18 protein-coding genes and 1 riboswitch are annotated in these 15,919 nt (G+C 69.3%); of the genes, 11 read left to right on the top strand and 7 right to left on the bottom strand.

Annotated features, from left to right (window positions below):
- The first annotated feature begins 102 nt into the window (after window positions 1–102).
- Together J2S43_RS41510 and J2S43_RS41505 are read left to right on the top strand one after the other, a co-directional pair.
- On the top strand, window positions 103–456 hold the full coding sequence (locus J2S43_RS41510; RefSeq protein WP_306838900.1) for a hypothetical protein: 354 nt from the start codon (window positions 103–105) through the stop codon (window positions 454–456).
- Window positions 457–505: 49 nt separating this feature from the next.
- Window positions 506–823, top strand: a complete 318-nt coding sequence (locus J2S43_RS41505; protein ID WP_306838898.1) for a DUF3817 domain-containing protein — start codon at window positions 506–508, stop codon at window positions 821–823.
- Window positions 824–910: 87 nt separating this feature from the next.
- Here J2S43_RS41505 and J2S43_RS41500 read toward each other — a convergent pair whose 3' ends face one another.
- Window positions 911–1,114, bottom strand: a complete 204-nt coding sequence (locus J2S43_RS41500) for a DUF397 domain-containing protein (RefSeq protein WP_306838896.1) — start codon at window positions 1,112–1,114, stop codon at window positions 911–913.
- A gap of 592 nt (window positions 1,115–1,706) precedes the next feature.
- On the opposite strand from J2S43_RS41500, the gene J2S43_RS41495 reads away from it, so the two are divergent.
- Entirely contained in the window at window positions 1,707–2,573 is an 867-nt protein-coding gene (locus tag J2S43_RS41495; RefSeq protein WP_306838894.1) for a helix-turn-helix domain-containing protein, read from the top strand.
- 74 nt (window positions 2,574–2,647) lie between these two features.
- Window positions 2,648–3,487 (top strand): helix-turn-helix domain-containing protein, encoded by an 840-nt coding sequence (locus J2S43_RS41490; RefSeq protein WP_306838892.1) that lies wholly within the window; start codon window positions 2,648–2,650, stop codon window positions 3,485–3,487.
- 131 nt (window positions 3,488–3,618) lie between these two features.
- Here J2S43_RS41490 and J2S43_RS41485 read toward each other — a convergent pair whose 3' ends face one another.
- On the bottom strand, window positions 3,619–4,149 hold the full coding sequence (locus J2S43_RS41485; RefSeq protein WP_306838891.1) for a DUF6232 family protein: 531 nt from the start codon (window positions 4,147–4,149) through the stop codon (window positions 3,619–3,621).
- A gap of 739 nt (window positions 4,150–4,888) precedes the next feature.
- Window positions 4,889–5,029, top strand: a riboswitch (cyclic di-AMP (ydaO/yuaA leader).
- 9 nt (window positions 5,030–5,038) lie between these two features.
- Between J2S43_RS41485 and J2S43_RS41480 the strand changes: the two genes are divergently transcribed.
- The gene (locus J2S43_RS41480) at window positions 5,039–6,055 is read left to right on the top strand and encodes a C40 family peptidase (protein WP_306838889.1); all 1,017 of its coding nucleotides are present in this window, start codon (window positions 5,039–5,041) and stop codon (window positions 6,053–6,055) included.
- Window positions 6,056–6,096: 41 nt separating this feature from the next.
- On the opposite strand, the gene J2S43_RS41475 is transcribed toward J2S43_RS41480, so the two are convergent.
- The 4 genes from J2S43_RS41475 to J2S43_RS41460 form a co-directional block, all read right to left on the bottom strand.
- The gene (locus tag J2S43_RS41475) at window positions 6,097–6,717 is read right to left on the bottom strand and encodes a DUF6642 family protein (RefSeq protein WP_306838887.1); all 621 of its coding nucleotides are present in this window, start codon (window positions 6,715–6,717) and stop codon (window positions 6,097–6,099) included.
- Window positions 6,718–6,903: 186 nt separating this feature from the next.
- A complete protein-coding gene (locus J2S43_RS41470; protein ID WP_370881724.1) occupies window positions 6,904–7,845 on the bottom strand; it encodes a sigma-70 family RNA polymerase sigma factor in 942 nt (313 codons plus the stop codon).
- 484 nt (window positions 7,846–8,329) lie between these two features.
- On the bottom strand, window positions 8,330–9,229 hold the full coding sequence (locus tag J2S43_RS41465; protein ID WP_306838884.1) for a MurR/RpiR family transcriptional regulator: 900 nt from the start codon (window positions 9,227–9,229) through the stop codon (window positions 8,330–8,332).
- A 147-nt stretch (window positions 9,230–9,376) separates the two neighbouring features.
- Entirely contained in the window at window positions 9,377–10,075 is a 699-nt protein-coding gene (locus tag J2S43_RS41460) for a dTMP kinase (RefSeq protein WP_306838883.1), read from the bottom strand.
- Between the two features lie 273 nt (window positions 10,076–10,348).
- Between J2S43_RS41460 and J2S43_RS41455 the strand changes: the two genes are divergently transcribed.
- From J2S43_RS41455 to J2S43_RS41430, 6 genes are all read left to right on the top strand, one after another.
- The gene (locus J2S43_RS41455) at window positions 10,349–11,053 is read left to right on the top strand and encodes a SigB/SigF/SigG family RNA polymerase sigma factor (protein ID WP_306839790.1); all 705 of its coding nucleotides are present in this window, start codon (window positions 10,349–10,351) and stop codon (window positions 11,051–11,053) included.
- A gap of 89 nt (window positions 11,054–11,142) precedes the next feature.
- Entirely contained in the window at window positions 11,143–11,772 is a 630-nt protein-coding gene (locus J2S43_RS41450) for a nucleotidyltransferase family protein (protein ID WP_306838881.1), read from the top strand.
- A gap of 29 nt (window positions 11,773–11,801) precedes the next feature.
- Window positions 11,802–12,086, top strand: coding sequence for a hypothetical protein (locus tag J2S43_RS41445; protein ID WP_306838879.1), 285 nt, complete (start codon window positions 11,802–11,804; stop codon window positions 12,084–12,086).
- Complete coding sequence (locus J2S43_RS41440) at window positions 12,083–12,841, top strand: metallophosphoesterase family protein (RefSeq protein ID WP_306838877.1); 759 nt, start codon at window positions 12,083–12,085, stop codon at window positions 12,839–12,841. The genes J2S43_RS41445 and J2S43_RS41440 overlap by 4 nt, the downstream gene beginning before the upstream one ends.
- 93 nt (window positions 12,842–12,934) lie before the next feature.
- On the top strand, window positions 12,935–13,081 hold the full coding sequence (locus J2S43_RS41435; RefSeq protein ID WP_306838875.1) for a GPGG-motif small membrane protein: 147 nt from the start codon (window positions 12,935–12,937) through the stop codon (window positions 13,079–13,081).
- 249 nt (window positions 13,082–13,330) lie between these two features.
- Window positions 13,331–14,230: an MHYT domain-containing protein gene (locus J2S43_RS41430; RefSeq protein ID WP_306838874.1), complete on the top strand. Its 900-nt coding sequence runs from the start codon at window positions 13,331–13,333 to the stop codon at window positions 14,228–14,230.
- A 1,186-nt stretch (window positions 14,231–15,416) separates the two neighbouring features.
- Here J2S43_RS41430 and J2S43_RS41425 read toward each other — a convergent pair.
- Window positions 15,417–15,905 (bottom strand): TspO/MBR family protein, encoded by a 489-nt coding sequence (locus J2S43_RS41425; RefSeq protein ID WP_306838872.1) that lies wholly within the window; start codon window positions 15,903–15,905, stop codon window positions 15,417–15,419.
- Between the last annotated feature and the right edge of the window lie 14 nt (window positions 15,906–15,919).

The raw sequence follows: 15,919 nt of genomic DNA, 5'->3' as shown, positions 1-15,919 counted from the left end.
CCCTGTCACGACGCTGCGCGGAGACGCTCTACGACGCTGCGTCGGAGACGCTCTACGACGCTGCGTCGGAGACGCTCCGAGCACCCCGGTACGCTCGCCTGCATGAAGCGGCTCTGGACACCGCGGTGGATCGCGGTCCACCTCGCCACCGTGCTGCTCGTGCTCGCCTTCCTGGCGCTGGGCTGGTGGCAACTGTCCCGGGCCGAGTCGGGCGGCAACCCGTCCAGCTGGGGTTACATGCTGGAGTGGCCGGTCTTCGCCGCATTCGTGATCTTCCTCTGGGTCCGTGAGGTTCGCGCGGTCCTGCGCGGCGACGCACCCCCGGCTCCTCCCACCCCGGAACAACCCCGAGATCCAAACCGTCTGGCGGTACGCCGTCCGGTGCGCACCGAGGCCGTCCGGCGCGCCACCGAGCGGTCCGCCTACGGCCCGGCGCGTCCCCCCGCCGACGACTGACGAGACACGACCAACCCCGGCCGTCGCGCCGGACGAAGGGAAGGCAGCGGTGCGCGGAGCGCTGACCCGCTATCGGATGATCGCCTACATCGTCGGCGTCGTGCTGATCCTGCTCGTGGTGATCGGTATGCCGTTGAAGTACATCTGGGACCAGCCCGCCGTCGTGCAGGGCATCGGCCCGGCCCACGGTTTCCTCTACATGGTCTACCTGATCGCCGCGTTCGACCTCGGCCGCCGCGCGAACTGGCCGCTGAAGCGCATGCTCCTGGTCATGCTCGCCGGTACGGTGCCGTTCCTGTCCTTCTACGCGGAGCGGATCGTCACCACTCGCTGGGTTCCCGCGCCGGAGCACCAGCCCACGCACTGACGCCACCGCGGTCCTCCGCCGGGACCGTGAGACGCGACCGCCCGGCCGAGCGGACAGCTCGCCGGGCGGCGTGATTCTAGGTGCGAGTCAGAGAGCGCCGAGGTCCCCGTTACGCACGGTGTGGACGAAGGCCTGCCAGGCCGGCCCCTCGAAGCTGATGCGAAGCTCGGGGCGGGTCGAGTTGCGGACCGCCATGCGGCCGCCGGGTGCCTCGGCCACCTCGAGGCAGGTGTGCGATTCGCAGCGGCTGCTCTTCCGCCACGCCATCTCACCCGCGGTCGACGTGATCATTTGTCACTCCAGTCCGGCGCGGGCAGCGTTGACCGCGCACGATAGAAAAATATCGCATTAAATGAACAATTGCTGCATAAAGCAAGATTTGAGCAAAAGGGACCAACCGCGCGTTGATCACGCGATCGGACAGATGCCCGCGCGAGCGTAGCGTCTCGTCAGGCCCGGGACCAAGACCAGTCCCGCGCCACTCCCCGCACTCTCCGTGACAAACGGCGCGACCCGCGCGCGGTTACCGCGAAATAGCCGCAGCTCACGCATTCGTGCTCACACTCGTTGGCGTGACGGCCGATCCCGACTCTTCCGGCCTGGAATATGCATCCATGCGCGAGTAACCTCTGTGTCATTGGCTCATTGACAGGAAGCCATCCGCCAGGTGGCAACCGGCCATGGATCAGCTGCCAGGTGGCAACTTGCGCAGGTTTCTCGGCTACCCGGCGGGTGGACGGCGTAACGCAGGCACATGGCACGTCGCAATATCAGGTCTGCCAGGTGGCACCGACAAGCCGGTGCCCGCGAGGGCACGGCCCGGGCGGCCGTAGAGTATCGGCCGTCACAGCGGGCGACGTGCCCGTGAGCGCAAGGAGGCGCCATGTCCACCGCCCACGGCCCTTCGGGTGGCCGGCGGCAGCTCCGGGCCCGGCTGCGCGCGGCGCGCGACGCGGCCGGACTCACGCAGGAGCAGGCCGCCGAGGCGATGGACTGGTCGCTGTCGAAATTGATCCGCATCGAGGCAGGCACCGTCTCGATCTCGACGAACGACCTCAAGGCGCTGCTCCAGCACTACCGGGTGGACGATCCGGGCACGGTCGCCGAACTGCTCGCCCTGGCCCGGCTGTCCCGCCAGCGCGGCTGGTGGGTGCAGTACCGCGAGATCTTCGAGCGTGAGCGCGCCTACTACGACTACGTCGGGCTGGAGGCGGAGGCGGCCACGCTGCGTGTCTTCCAGCCGATCGGCATGCCCGGCCTGCTGCAGACCGAGTCCTACGCGCGGGCCTACATCAGCGCCGCCGTGCCCTCCCAGGTGGAGCCGGACGACGTGACCGTCCGTGTCGGCCTGCGTCTGCGCCGCCAGGAGGAGCTGTTCTCCCGCCCGGTCCCGCCCACGCTGCAGGTGATCCTGGACGAGGCCAACCTGCACCGGCACATCGGCGGCACCGAGGTGCTCCGCGAGCAGCTGGAACGGCTGCGCAAGGACGGCACGAAAGACCACATCACGCTGCAGATCCTGCCGTTCACGGCGGAGAGCTACGGCGCGACCGGGCAGTTCAACCTGCTCTCCTTCGAGGCCGGCACGCCGGACGTCGTCTACATCGAGTCGACGCCGACCGTCGCGCTGGTCGACCAGCCCGCGGAGGTCGAGACCTACCGGCAGACCTTCGCCCGACTGCAGAAGCTCGCGCTCAACCCCAGCGAGTCCCTCGAAATGATCAACAAAATGGTCACCCAGATGGTGTGACCGACCCTTGAGTCAGGTGCGGTCCCGCGATGACACACGATCAGAGCGAAGATCCCGGCCACGGAACACGACCGGTGAAACCGGCACGGCAGGGCCCCTCGATGGGCCGGCGGCGCCTGAGCCACGCACTGAAGGCCGCCCGGGAGTCGGCCGGCAAGACCCGCGCCGAGGTGGCGGACGCGATGGACTGGTCGCTGTCCAAGGTGATCCGGATCGAGGCCGGCACGGTCGGCATCTCCACCATCGACGCCCGCGCGCTGACCGGGCTGTACGAGATCACCGAGCCGGAACGGGTGGAGGAGATCCTCTCGCTGGCCCGCAACTCCCGCCTGCGCACCTGGTGGTCGGCGCTGCGCGACCGGGTCAACCCGTCCTACTACGCCTACATCGGGCTGGAGGACGAGAGCGTCGAGGTGCTCTACTTCGCGCCGACCACGCTGCCCACGCTGCTGCAGAGTCGTGACTTCGCGGCCGGCAGCACGTCGATGCGGCCGACCGACGAGGAGATCACCGTCCGGCTGCGGCGCCAGCAGGAGATCCTGAACAAGTCGCGTCCGCCGCGGATCACCGCGATCATCGACGAGGCCGTGCTGCACCGGATCGCGCACGCGCCGGCCCGGGCGCCGGACCAGCTCAGCCACCTGCTGTCGCTGAGCGCGTCGCCGCACATCACGATCCAGGTGCTGCCGTTCAGCGCGGGCCCGCCGCCCGTGGTGGCGCCGTTCGCGATCCTGCAGTTCCCGGACCCGGAGGACGCGGACGTCATGTACGTGGAGAACGCGGTCACCGACGAGGTCATCGACCGGCCCGAGGACGTCCGGCCGTACCTGCACGTCTTCCACGAACTGCGCGACAAGGCGCTGGACCCGGCCGAGTCACTGGCCATGATCAAGGGAATCGTCGACGACACCTGATCGGGAAATGGGTCATGGGCGCGCCCGGGGAAGCGCGCCCATGATTTCCGGTGGAGCTATCTGAAGGGGTCGTGTCGTGCCGCCACGCCCCGGTTCGCATTCGTCACATGGGCACGGACATCGTGCTTCGACTACATGCCGTACGGATTGATCGACGACACCGGTGCGCGGACGCCGCCGAGTTTCGCGATCTCCTGTGCGCGCACCAGTGCGCGGGAGATCTGGCCGTACTGCCTTTCGCTGTCACTGACGAACAGCCGCACGGTCATGCCCTGGTAGTCGCCCCAGAGCTCGTAGACGCGCGGCCGGGTGCGGTTGCCGACCACACCGAGCAGCATCGGGACGAACGCGGCCGCGCCCATCACGACGAACGCGGCCGGGCCGAGCGCCTGCAGGCCGTTGCCGAAGCTGAGCGCCGCGAAGATTGCCAGCAGGCTCACTCCGGACGCGGCGACCGCACGCACCGTGAGCTGGTCGAACGGGCCACGCACGGTCCGCAGCCCGGCCAGCTCACTGGTCGGCCAGCGCCGGCCGGCGACCTCGAAGTATTCCGGAGTGACGATGACGTCGGCCGCCTCGAACGCGACCCGGCTGCGCGGCGCGGCACCGGAAGAAGCGTTGCGACGGGTTGAACGCGGCGAGTGACGAGCGCTATTCTCCATCGGAGTCCTCCTGCGGCTCTTTAGGAGTTGGTCTTTTGTTTGCGGCGAACGCGGTGCCGTTTTCAGCATGTGGTGTTTCCGGTTGCCGCCGGTCACCACACCGCGTCCGCCGCGATGGCTCCCCCGCCCCCGGGGAAAGTCGATCTCCGGAGTCCCGTGGCGTGAACTCCGAGGATCACGTGATGCGTCAGCGCGCGCTGCGGGGAAATCGCCGGGCAATCCCGTTCGAGGGTGTTCCCCATTCGAGAATGTTCCCCCTAGTGGAAGAACCCTGAGACCTCCCCAATGGCCATACTCCCAACCGCACGCCACTAATGGGAAGGGGGCAATCTGCCAGGTGGCTGATTTCCACCCGTCAGAGCGCGCCCGGCACACGGTTTCCCGATGCTTTCCTCCGCATTTGTCCGACCGGCACCACGGCGGCGACACGCTAAAACACGCAAAGCGCCTATTACGCATCGGCACTGCCGTTCTCACGCGGGTCAGTTACACGAGGGAATCATTCCTTCACTGTCCGCTATCCCGAAATTTGCCCTATTACCGGCGAAAGCCCACAGATGACCACCGTCACCCTTTCGATCCTCCGAATTGGTGGTTACCGTGGGTTCGCCGGACCTGGTCTTCAGTCACTCCCCCCGGAATGACGCCAGCCCGGCGCCGCCGAATCGCCCGGCCCCGGCCGTCTGGTGCTCCCCGCACCGGTCGCGCCAGGCCCGCCGATCGCCGACCGTGCCGGGCCCACCCGATACGGCCTCCGAGCGGTGCTGTGGCGAACCGGGGACCCACAGAGTCCGACCGGGGTGAATCCGCGTTCGCGCGGTAGGGCGTCCTTCTGGCCCGAATCCGTCAGCTAACCCGGTAGGCGGCGAGCGAAGAAGGGTCCACCCTGTTGTCAGCTTCGCGTGCGATCCTGCGCGCTGTCGTGCTCGCGGCCGTCGCGGTCGGCGTTCTCGCGCCGACCTCCGCAGCCCTGGCCGAGCCGTCAAGCGCCGAACTCACCAAGCAGATCGACAAGGCGTCCTCCGAGCTGGAGGTCGTGATCGAGTCCTACAACAAGATCAATGAGGAGCTGAAGGCCACTCAGGCGGCCGCCAAGCAACTCGGCGAGAAGACCACCACGCTGGAGCAGCAGGTCAAGCAGGCCAGCACCAACGTCGGTCAGCTGGCCAACCGGGCCTACAAGTCCGGGCGGTTCAGCGACGCGAACACGCTGCTCACGCTCAACGACAGCCAGGACCTGATGGCCGGCCTCAGCGTGCTCGAGCAGCTGGCTCAGGCGCGCAACGACGAGGTCGCCGCCTACACGCTCACCGAGGCGGAGTACGCCGAGCAGAAGGCCAAGCTCGACGCCGCCGAGAAGAAGCAGAAGGCGCAGAAGGACGAGGCCAGCAAGCGCAAGGCCGGCATCGAGGGCGAGCTGAAGAACCTGTATTCGCTGCGCAAGGCCGCCTACGGCCGGGAGCAGGAGCAGGCGGCCGCGGCGCCGGTCAGCAACGGTGGTGGCGGCAACAGCGGTGGCGGCGGCAACAGCGGTGGCGGCGGTGCCGCGCCGAGCGCGCCCGCCGGGTCGAGCGCCGTGGTGCAGTTCGCCTACGCCCAGCTCGGCAAGCCCTACATCTACGCCTCCGCCGGCCCGGCCGGATTCGACTGTTCCGGCCTGGTCAAGGCGGCGTGGGCGAAGGCCGGAAAGTCGCTGCCGCACAACGCGGCCATGCAGTACAACGCGACCGCGCGGATATCCGCCTCCCAGGTGGTCCCCGGCGACCTGGTCTTCTACAACGGGCTCGCGCACGTCGCGATCGCCATCGGCGGCAACAAGGTGATCCACGCGCCCAGACCGGGCGAGGTGCTCACCATCGCACCGCTCAACATGATGTCGATCGTCGGGTACGGCAGGGTCAGGTAGCGAACGAGGAAGGGCGGGGAGACCAACTCCCCGCCCTTTTTTCATGCCGCCGTGGCCTGTGCGGGCACCCGCGAGCGTGTGCCCGGCCGCCAGGTGCGCCCGTTCGCGTAGACGATCCGAAAACCCAGGTACGCCGCCAGCTCGCGCCACGGCCCGGAGCCCATCCGCTTCTCCGCCGCGTTCACCAGCGCGCCGTTCGCCAGCACGTCCAGCAGCACGGTCTCGAACGCGGCCGAGTCGACCCAGTCCACCTCGCGGGTGTAGCCGCACACCATCGCGGCGCCGGAGACGTCCAGGAAGTCCAGCAGCGTGGCGTCCGAGGCCTTCAGCACCGAGCAGGACCCGAAGTAGAGCCGCTTGTCCTGGCAGCGCCCGGCCAGCTGCTCCGCCACGTCGTCCAGCTCGACCGTGGCCTTGTCGGTGAGGCAGAGCCGGCCCGGCTCGCCGTGCATCGCGAAGAAACCCACCCGGTAGTCGCTGTACTGCTTCAGCAGCCAACGGTCCAGGAAGTAGCTCAGCTCCTCCGGCGTGGCCACGTCGCGGTAGATGAACCGGATCCGGCGGAGGCGCTCCAGCAGCTCCAGCGTGGGGATGACGGAGCCCTGCTCGGAGAGGTCCCGATGCCACTGGCCCTCAACACAGAAGATGCCGCCGCGCGCCACATCGCCTCCCCCGAGCTGTGGTTCCCGTACTCCGCAGGCGACCCTACCCATCTCGCGCCGCCCTGCCCATCGCTGACGCGGTGGCCGTCACGACAGGAAGACGTCACAGTGACAAACGCAACGGCCGGCCCCGGGCATCGGGACCGGCCGGTTCGTTCGTACCGCCGAGGGGTTGTGGGGGTGGCGTTATGCCGCCTGGAGGCCCTCCGCGCGGGCCAGCTCACGCAGCCGGCCGAGCGCCTGGATCTCCAGCTGCCGGATCCGCTCCCGGGAGAGCGAGAACCGCGAGGCGACCTCGGTGAGCGAGTGCTCGCGGCCGTCCTCCAGCCCGTACCGCGCGCGCATGATGCCGGCGGAGCGGTCGTCCAGGTGGTTGAGCAGGCCCTCGATGCGCTGACGCTCCAGCGCGGTGAGGACGATCTCCTCCGGCGAGGGCGCGTCCGAATCGGCGACCAGGTCGCCGAGGTTGGTGTCGCCGTCGTCGCCGACCGGGGTGTCCAGCGACACCGTGTCCTGCGACCAGCGGATCAGCTCGGACACCCGCTCGACGGTCACGCCCAGCGCGGCCGCGATCTGCGCCGGCTCCGGGTCGGCGCCGAGCTCGCGGGTGAGCTGGCGGGTGACGTTGCGCATGCGGTTCACGTCCTCCACCAGGTGGACGGGGAGCCGCACGGTGCGCTCCTGCTGCGCGATGGCCCGGCTGATCGCCTGGCGGATCCACCACGTCGCGTACGTCGAGAACTTGTAGCCGCGCTCGTAGTCGAACTTCTCGACCGCGCGGACCAGGCCGGTGTTGCCCTCCTGGATCAGGTCGAGCATCGGCATTCCCGAGCGCACGTAGCGCCGGGCGATCGAGACCACGAGGCGCAGGTTCGCACGGATGAACTCGTCCTTCGCCCGGCCGCCGTCGGTGACCACGCGCTCGAGATCGTCGCGGCTCACACCCGCCGGAAGCTCGTCGGTGTCGAGCAGGTGCTCGGCGTAGAGCCCCGCCTCGATCGCCTTGGAAAGATCGACCTCACGCGCCGCGTCGAGCAGAGGTGTCCGGGAGATCTCGTGCAGGTAGACTCCGACGAGGTCGCGCTCCTCGGCAACCTCATCCGTTCGCAGCACCATGCCTTTTTCCATGTCGCCCACGGTCCCCTCGTTGACCCCATTTGCCTTCTTACGGGCCGTCCCTGTATTCATCAGGCCCTCCCCGGTAATCCGCAGTCCCCAGCGGTGCCCCTCTAACAACGGCGCACGCGCCCTGCTGATTCCGGCATTCGGATGGAATCTCGTTGTCGTACGATTGAAGCTGTCACGAATGCCTGAAACCTGGCTGTGAGCGCGGTGCGTAGTTCCTGAATCGGCTCGGCTGGCGGGGGATGTAGGGTTACCGGCCGGTCGATGCGCTCAACGGGTGCTTACCCCTGGCCCGTCAAATCACACCATCCGGGACAGTTGAGTCGCAGCGACCCAACTCACTGGCCCGCTGCGATCCCTGTCACCCAAGACTTACGGGAAACGGGATCGGAGGGTTCAGCCCACCAGGGAACCTTCCCGGCCGCAACCGCATTCCCGGCGGACCGGCAGTGCGCCGCCATCCCGACGAGGGCAAGATCATCGCAGCTCAGCGCCCCTTTCCGCGGCCGCCCGGCGCGCGCAACGACGCGGTCGCCTCATCGGCCGCGGCGAGCGCCTGCCCGGCTCGTTTCCGGTTACGCACAGCGACGCCGACGAAGATGCAATCGACCACCATCAGTTGCACGGCCCGGCTGGCGAACGCGCCCGCGCGGTAGGTCGTCTCCCGCGCCGCGGTGGTCAGCACCAGATCCGCCGCGTCCGCGATCGGCGAGCGCGGGAAGTTCGTCACCGCGACCGTGACCGCGCCGCGCCGCCGCGCCTGGGCCAGCACGTCCAGCACGCCCGCGCTGGCGCCGCTGTGCGAGATGCCGATCGCCACGTCGCCCTCGGCCAGCAGCGCGGTGGAGGCGAGCGCGGCCTGCGGGTCCGGCCAGTAGGCGACGCTGCGCCCGATGCGGTGCAGCTTCTGCTGGAGGTCCAGCGCGGCGCAGCCACTCGTCCCGGTGCCGTAGATCTCGATCCGCCCGGCGCCGTCCACGGCCGCCACGACCCGCTCGCAGGCGGCCACGTCGAGCTGGGCCGCGGTCTCCTCCAGCGACCTGGCCTCGTTGAACGAGATCGTCGCCACGATCCGGGCCAGGTCCGCGTCCGGCGGGATCTCGCCGCCGGCCACCCGATCGTCCGCGGGACCGCCGCGGCCGGCCGCCCCGGCCGCCTCCGCCGCCAGCCGGATGCGCAGCTGCGGATACCCGGCGATGCCGATCGAGCGACAGAACCGGATGACCGTGGCCTCGGAGGTCTCCGCGGCGGTGGCCAGATCCGTGATGGTGTGGCCGGCCGCATCGGCGGGGTCCGACACGACCAGGCGCGCGACACGCTGTTCGGCGGGCGACAGCGAGGGCAGGAGCGCGTTGATGTGCACGAGCAGCCCAGGCGAATTCACCACGGTACGAGTTTGTTTGCGCACTTCGTACCCGTCAACGAAACCTGCCCCGGCCTGCCTGTTATGGGGAAAGCTTCGACGTAACGGGCAGGCCGCGGTGACCGGATGTTGGAGGTTACGAGTGAGGAGTGTCACCCGCCCCCTCCGGGATCAGGCCGCCGCCACCTCCGCCGGGCGGTGGCGAGGGTCCGGCAGCGGCACCACCGTCGGCGCGGGCAGCAGGTGCGCCAGTATCTGGGCGGCCACCGCGTCCTCGGTGCCGTCGCCGTCGATCAACACGAACGAGTCGTGCTCCGGCAGCGAGGCGTAGGACGCGGAGGCACGCGTGAGGTACTCGATCGTCTCGTGGTCGGTGCCGCGCGCCTCGATCCGCCGGTACGCCGCTCCGGGGCTGACCACCAGCAGGAACGTGACGTCCGGCGCCGGGAACAGCCGGTAGGCGAACCGGGCCAGCCGCTCGGCGACGCGCCCTCGGCCGAGCTGGGTGCGAATGCTGGCGTACTGGCAGTAGCTGTAGCGGTCCATCACCGCGATCCGGCCGGAGCGGCGGGCGCGCACCAGCGTGCGGGCGATCGCCAGCCAGCGGAGCACCGACTCCACGACCGGCCAGCCGCGGCGGCCGAAGAGGTGCTGCGCGTCGCCGGCGCCGACCCGCTGGGCCACCCGGCCGAACCAGGCGCGGCCGCCCGCGTTCTGCAGGTAGTCGGCGGGCAGGCCGGCCTCGGTGAGCGCGTCCGCGAGGCGGTGCGCCTGGGTGGTCTTCCCGGAGCCGTCCACGCCGATCAGCGCGACGATCCTGGGCGGATGTCCGGAGTCGTCGTCACGGGTGGATTCAAAGAACGGCGCCATACTCGGACACGGTAGCGAGTCGAAGCATCTTTTTGCTGAGAGCGGTAGCCGGTGATTTCCCGATTTTTCGGTCAAATTGCCTTAAAGACGCCTGGATATCTATCATCCTTTCGGCTGGATTTCCACTGTCCATCCGGACTAAAATTGTTTGCTGTACGCGAAACGATCCCCGACCCCCTTCAGTGGGGACCCCCTTTCGTGGGGAGGCCGTTCGTGAGCACAACCCCGGAGAGACGGCACCGCGCCGCCCAGTTGCTCGTCAGGCTGTCCGAGATGCCGCCGAGGCACCCCGACCGCAATCGACTGCGCGCGGAGGTGATCGAGGCGTGGCTGCCGCTGGCCCACCACCTGGCCAACCGGTTCGCCGGCCGTGGTGAGCCGCGTGAGGACCTGGACCAGACCGCGATCGTCGGGCTGATCAAGGCGGTCAACCGGTACGACCCGGACCGCGGCGTGGAGTTCGCGTCGTACGCGATCCCGACCATCGCCGGCGAGATCAAGCGGCACTTCCGCGACCGCTGCTGGGACGTCCGGGTGCCACGCCGCCTGCAGGAACTGCGCGCCGCCACGTCGGAGGCGACCACCGCGCTGACCCAGACGCTGAGCCGCTCCCCCACCGTGGCCGAACTGGCGAAGCACCTGGACCGCGGCGAAGAGGAGATCCTGGAAGGACTGGAGGCGTCCCGGGCGTACAGCGCGGTCTCGCTCTCCACCCCGGCCGGTGAGGGCGAGACGCCGCTCGGCGACCTGCTCGGCGCGGAGGACGAGGAGCTGGAGACGGCCGAGCTGCGGGTCGCGCTCGGGCCCGCGCTGGCCGCGCTGGAACCGCGCGAGCAACGCATCCTGACGCTGCGCTTCTACGGCAACCTGACCCAGTCGCAGATCGCGGACCGGATCGGCATCTCACAGATGCACGTCTCCCGGTTGCTCGCCCGCGCGCTGACCAAGCTGCGGGGGCGGCTCTCCGACGACTTCTGAAGCGTCCGAAATGCCGCTTTCTCGGTGTGTGAACCGGCCTGTCGCCGGGTAGGTGAACAGGACACCGCACACACCGACGGGAGATCGCCATGCCGTACCGGGTGGACGCCGGGCTGGTCAATACGCTCAAGCGCGTCGCCGCCATCTTCAAGCAGGCCGACCTGCCGTTCGCACTGGGCGGGAGTTTCGCGGTCTACGCGCACGGGGGCTACTCCAGCGACCACGACGTGGACTTCATCATCCGCGAGCAGGACGTGGAGCGCGCGCTCGAGGAGCTGACCGCCGCGGGCTTCACCAGCGAGCGGCCGCCGGAGGACTGGCTCGTCAAGGTGTACGACGACGGCCGGATGGTCGACCTGATCTTCCGTCCGGTGGAGACGCCGGTGACGGACGAGACGCTCGCCGACTCCGTGGTCCGGCCGGTCGACGCCATCCAGATGCCGTGCATCTCCGCGACCCAGCTGATGGTGCACAAGCTGCTCAGCTTCTCCCAGCACTACTGCGACTTCGCGCGCGGCCTGCCGGTCGCGCGGTCGCTGCGGGAGCAGATCGACTGGGCGCGCGTGCGCCACGAGACCGCGGACTCGCCGTACGCCGAGGCGTTCCTGGTGCTCCTGGACCGGCTCGACGTGGTCTCCACGGAGGAGTCGGACACGCCGGACTCGGACTCGGACTCGCACGGCCAGCGCGGCACGCTCCGGCTCGCCGCCACACAGTGAGGCGCGACACGCAAGGAAGGTGACGACGTATGACGACACAGCATCATGCGGACATCGAGACCAACCGGCCGCTGGACGAATACGCCGAGGCCGAGGTGCAGCGGTTGCTGACCGAGGACGGCCGGGTGGCCGAGCAGGGCCTGACCGTCTCGCGGCGCGAGCACACGCTGATCCTCTGCGGTGACGTGGAGAGCGTCCAGCGCCGCGACGAGATCGTCCGGCTGGTCCGGGAGCAGTTCCCGGGCATCGACCTCCAGGTCGACATCGGACTCACCCGGGCGAACGCCCCGGCAGAGGCGGAGGAGCTGTCGTGATCCGGATCGCGGCCGTCGGCGACGTGCACATCGACAAGGACGTGGTCGGGCGCTACCGGCCCGCGCTGGAGGAGCTGCCGGACAAGGCGGACGTGCTGCTGCTGGCCGGCGACCTGACCCGGCACGGCACCGAGGACGAGGCACGCTGCGTCGCCACGGAGTTCGGCGGGCTCGGCGTACCCGTGATCGCGGTTCTGGGTAATCACGACCACCAGTCGGACTCCCCGGACGCGGTGACCCGGGTGCTCACCGACGCCGGCATCACCGTGCTGGAGGGCACCGGGACCGTGCTCGACTGCGGCGGCGCCCGGCTCGGCGTGGCCGGCGTGAAGGGCTTCGGCGGTGGGTTCGCCGGCCGGTGCGCCAGCAACTTCGGCGAACCCGAGATGAAGGCGTTCGTCGGCACCACCGAACGGATCGCGGACAGCCTGGCCGACGCGCTGCACTCGCTCGACTGCGACGTGAAGGTGGCGCTCACCCACTACGCGCCGGTGCCGGACACGCTGGTCGGCGAGCCGCTGGAGATCTACCCGTTCCTCGGCTGCTACCAGCTGGGCCGCGCGATCGACTCGGCCGGCACCGCGCTGGCGCTGCACGGGCACGCGCACCACGGCACCGAGCGCGGCACCACACCGGGCGGCGTTCGGGTGCGCAACGTGGCGCACCCGGTGATCAAGCAGGCGTACAGCGTCTACCACCTCCTCGGCGACGACGCGGACATCGAGAGCCCGTCGCTCGTCCACGCCGGACGATAGGAGATCGATCTGCGCGAAAAGGCGGCCCACGGGCCGCCTTTTCGCTGTTCAGGGCGATGTTTTGCAATCGCGGGGGTCGGGTACAGAACAGCCATGCTCGATACTCTTCTCTGGATCCTTGCCGTGGTGCTCGTGGTCGCCGGCGTCGTCTCGCTCGTCCGGCGGCAGATTCTCTGGGGAATCGTCCTGATCGTGGTGGGTCTCCTGGTCGGCCCCGGCGGCGTCAGCATCTTCACGTAGGCCGCCCACCTCCTCCCCCGCCCGTAATACCCCCGGGGTCGTCGCCACCTCGGACCGGAGTCCTCCCCCGACCGGCCGGTCCGATGCGACGACCCCGGCTCCATGCCCGTGACCAGCATCGATACGTGGATCTACCCGTCCGTGCGGGCCGGACGCGATGTGCGACAGCCGTCCTCCGCGATGTGACTGAATCTTCGACCGAATGACCCGGATGTCCGATCGGGTCTTATTTGTCGAGGTGTCAACGCGATGGCTGAGGTCCACCACTTCACGCACGGGGCGTTCAACCCGATCGTCTCCTTCCTGATGGCGTTTCTCGGCTCACTGCTGGGCCTCGCCTGCACGGTCCGCGCGCGTGAATCAGAGACCCGAGGCCGTCGAGCGCGCTGGCTGGGGATCGCCGCGTTCGCGATCGGCGGCGCCGGCATCTGGCTCATGCACTTCATGGCCATGCTCGGCTTCGACGTGCCGGACAGCTCGCTCCGCTACGACCTCGGTCTCACGCTCGCCAGCGCGGCCATCGCGGTCGGCACGGTCGGGTTCGGCCTGTTCGTGGTCGGCTTCGGCCCACGCTCCTGGCAGCGCATCCTCACCGGCGGCGTCCTCGCCGGCGCCGGTGTGGTGGCGATGCACTACACCGGCATGCGCGCCATGCGCGTAGTCGGCGTGATCCACTACGACCCGGGCCTGGTCGCCGCGTCCTGCGTGATCGCCGTGGTCGCCGCGACCGTGGCGCTCTGGTTCACCGTCACGATCAAGGGCTGGGGCCCGATCATCGTGGCCGCCGCGATCATGGGGGTCGCGGTCACCGGCATGCACTACACCGGCATGGCCGCGATGCGCGTCGAACTCTGGAACGACGGCCGCGGCCACGTCGAGGGCCTGGCCCCCTACATCCTGATCATCCCGATCACGCTGCTGGCCGCGGCCACGCTGATCGGCATGGCGTTCAGCGGCCTCCAGGCGATGACCCAGGAGGAGTTCGCCGCCGGTGCCCCGATCATGCCGATCCGCGGTGCCCACGCCGAGCAGACCTGGTCCATGCGCGAAACCGAACCGGTCATCCCACCCGCCCCCGCCATCGACCGTCTGGCCACGTCCACCGCCGCCGCGGCCGCCACCGCCGGCGCCAGCCGCGCCAGAACCTGACCCCAACCCTCACCCTTCAATCTCAAGAGCCGATCATTCCCGCTCCCGGCGTGCCCACTTCCCCAGCGCTCCCGCGGGCACCAGTCGGCCGCAGGCGGCCTCCTTGCCAGTCCCGCAGCCGTTCCCGCACCTCGATCATGATGTTCCGCGCGAACCCGCAAGGCCGCCCGGGACCCGCAAGATCGCGCGGACCAGCAAGGCCGCGCGGACCAGCAACGCCACGCAGACCCGGGCGCTGCCCGCCCGAAATTTCATGACAAGGTGGCCGCACATTGGGGCAGCCGCCTTCGCTGATCGCCTCACCGGACCCAAACGATCATTGAGTGATACACCAGGTCGATCCAGAGCGTGAGTTGATCTACCTGGCGTATCACTCAATGATCCTCCGCCTGCCCGGCCCTTCGTCGAGGGAAGCGAAGGCAGCGGATCCCAATGGGTCGATACTGGGATCACCAGACCCCAGGACCGCGGGAGAGCCTTCCAACGCCGACGGCGCAAGCCGCGCCGTGCTCACGGCGATCACACCGGAACCGGCACCGGGCAACGAAGCAAGCCGCGCCGGGACGGCGATGACCACGCCGCGACGACTGCTCAACAGCGGCGCAAGCCGGGCGACGACCACGCCGGAACCGGCACCGCACAACAAGGGGCGAACCGCGCGAGCTCGCGACGACCACGCCGCGAGCAGGGCTGAACAGCGGTGCGGGTGGCGTGGGGGCTGCGCGAGTGGGCTGGGGCCGACTCTGACCGGCGGACCGGAACGGAGCGGGCCAGCGGAGTGGAGGGAGGCGGGGTGTGCCCGCGGGAGCGACTTTGTTGCCCGTACGGTGGCGGCTCGGTCGTAATGATCAATGACCGACACGAAAGAGAGATCGAAAGTCGAAGATGACCTACCGTCTGTGTCGGTCAGTGATCCTCTGACATGAGCGGTCGCGATAGCGCGACCGCCACGCCGGCTTCCGAGCGGCGCCCGCCCAGCCCTGCTGGCGATAGTGTGAAATTTCGGGCGAGCGTGTCCGGTCTTCCGTAGGGGTCGGCGTTCTCGACGCCGCCTGCGCAGACGCCGCTCGCGCAGACGCCGCTTACGCAGACGCCGAATAGGGAGATCCCGAATGGGCGACAGCGTCGGGAGCGAGCCAGAAGCGGGCACGCCAGAAGCGGGCACGCCGGAAGCGGGAAGGTCTGGTTAGTTCATCGACCAGATGGCGGCGTTCAGGGCGGTGGCGTAGGTGACCCAGAGCAGGTAGGGGGCCAGGAGCAGCGCGGCGGCGGTGGAGATGCGGCGGAACAGCGCGATGGTGGCGGCGATGGCGAGCCAGAGCAGGACGATCTCGGCCAGGGCGAGACCGTATTGGCCGGCGCCGAAGAAGAGCGGGGTCCAGAGCGCGTTCAGGGCGAGTTGCACGGCGTAGACGGTGAGCGCGGTGGTCCAGCCGGCCCGGCGCCAGGCGAGCCAGCCGGATAGCGCGATCATCGCGTAGAGCAGCGTCCAGACCGGGCCGAAGAGCCAGCTCGGCGGCGCCCACGCGGGCTGGGCCAGGGAGTTGTACTCGGCGGCGGTGCCCTGGACGCCGAGGCCGCCGATCGCGGCGGCGGCGAACGCGGCGAGCCCGAACCCGGCGAGGGCGAGCCATCGGGTGGAGCCGTGGTGGTGTCGAGCGCTCAGCGTGGACATGCGCGACGAGTTCC

Origin of the sequence: Catenuloplanes nepalensis (genome assembly GCF_030811575.1) — a bacterium.
GTDB lineage: Bacteria > Actinomycetota > Actinomycetes > Mycobacteriales > Micromonosporaceae > Catenuloplanes > Catenuloplanes nepalensis.
This window is presented reverse-complemented; position numbering and strand designations above follow the sequence as displayed.

What these genes read in the sequence shown, in the direction of transcription:
- J2S43_RS41510 (WP_306838900.1), top strand. Translation starts at nt 103, where the DNA reads ATGAAGCGGCTCTGGACACCGCGGTGGATCGCGGTCCACCTCGCCACC.
- J2S43_RS41500 (WP_306838896.1), bottom strand. Translation starts at nt 1,114, where the DNA reads ATGATCACGTCGACCGCGGGTGAGATGGCGTGGCGGAAGAGCAGCCGC.
- J2S43_RS41495 (WP_306838894.1), top strand. Translation starts at nt 1,707, where the DNA reads ATGTCCACCGCCCACGGCCCTTCGGGTGGCCGGCGGCAGCTCCGGGCC.
- J2S43_RS41485 (WP_306838891.1), bottom strand. Translation starts at nt 4,149, where the DNA reads ATGGAGAATAGCGCTCGTCACTCGCCGCGTTCAACCCGTCGCAACGCT.
- J2S43_RS41470 (WP_370881724.1), bottom strand. Translation starts at nt 7,845, where the DNA reads ATGGAAAAAGGCATGGTGCTGCGAACGGATGAGGTTGCCGAGGAGCGC.
- J2S43_RS41460 (WP_306838883.1), bottom strand. Translation starts at nt 10,075, where the DNA reads ATGGCGCCGTTCTTTGAATCCACCCGTGACGACGACTCCGGACATCCG.
- J2S43_RS41455 (WP_306839790.1), top strand. Translation starts at nt 10,349, where the DNA reads ATGCCGCCGAGGCACCCCGACCGCAATCGACTGCGCGCGGAGGTGATC.
- J2S43_RS41450 (WP_306838881.1), top strand. Translation starts at nt 11,143, where the DNA reads ATGCCGTACCGGGTGGACGCCGGGCTGGTCAATACGCTCAAGCGCGTC.
- J2S43_RS41445 (WP_306838879.1), top strand. Translation starts at nt 11,802, where the DNA reads ATGACGACACAGCATCATGCGGACATCGAGACCAACCGGCCGCTGGAC.
- J2S43_RS41435 (WP_306838875.1), top strand. Translation starts at nt 12,935, where the DNA reads ATGCTCGATACTCTTCTCTGGATCCTTGCCGTGGTGCTCGTGGTCGCC.
- J2S43_RS41430 (WP_306838874.1), top strand. Translation starts at nt 13,331, where the DNA reads ATGGCTGAGGTCCACCACTTCACGCACGGGGCGTTCAACCCGATCGTC.
- J2S43_RS41425 (WP_306838872.1), bottom strand. Translation starts at nt 15,905, where the DNA reads ATGTCCACGCTGAGCGCTCGACACCACCACGGCTCCACCCGATGGCTC.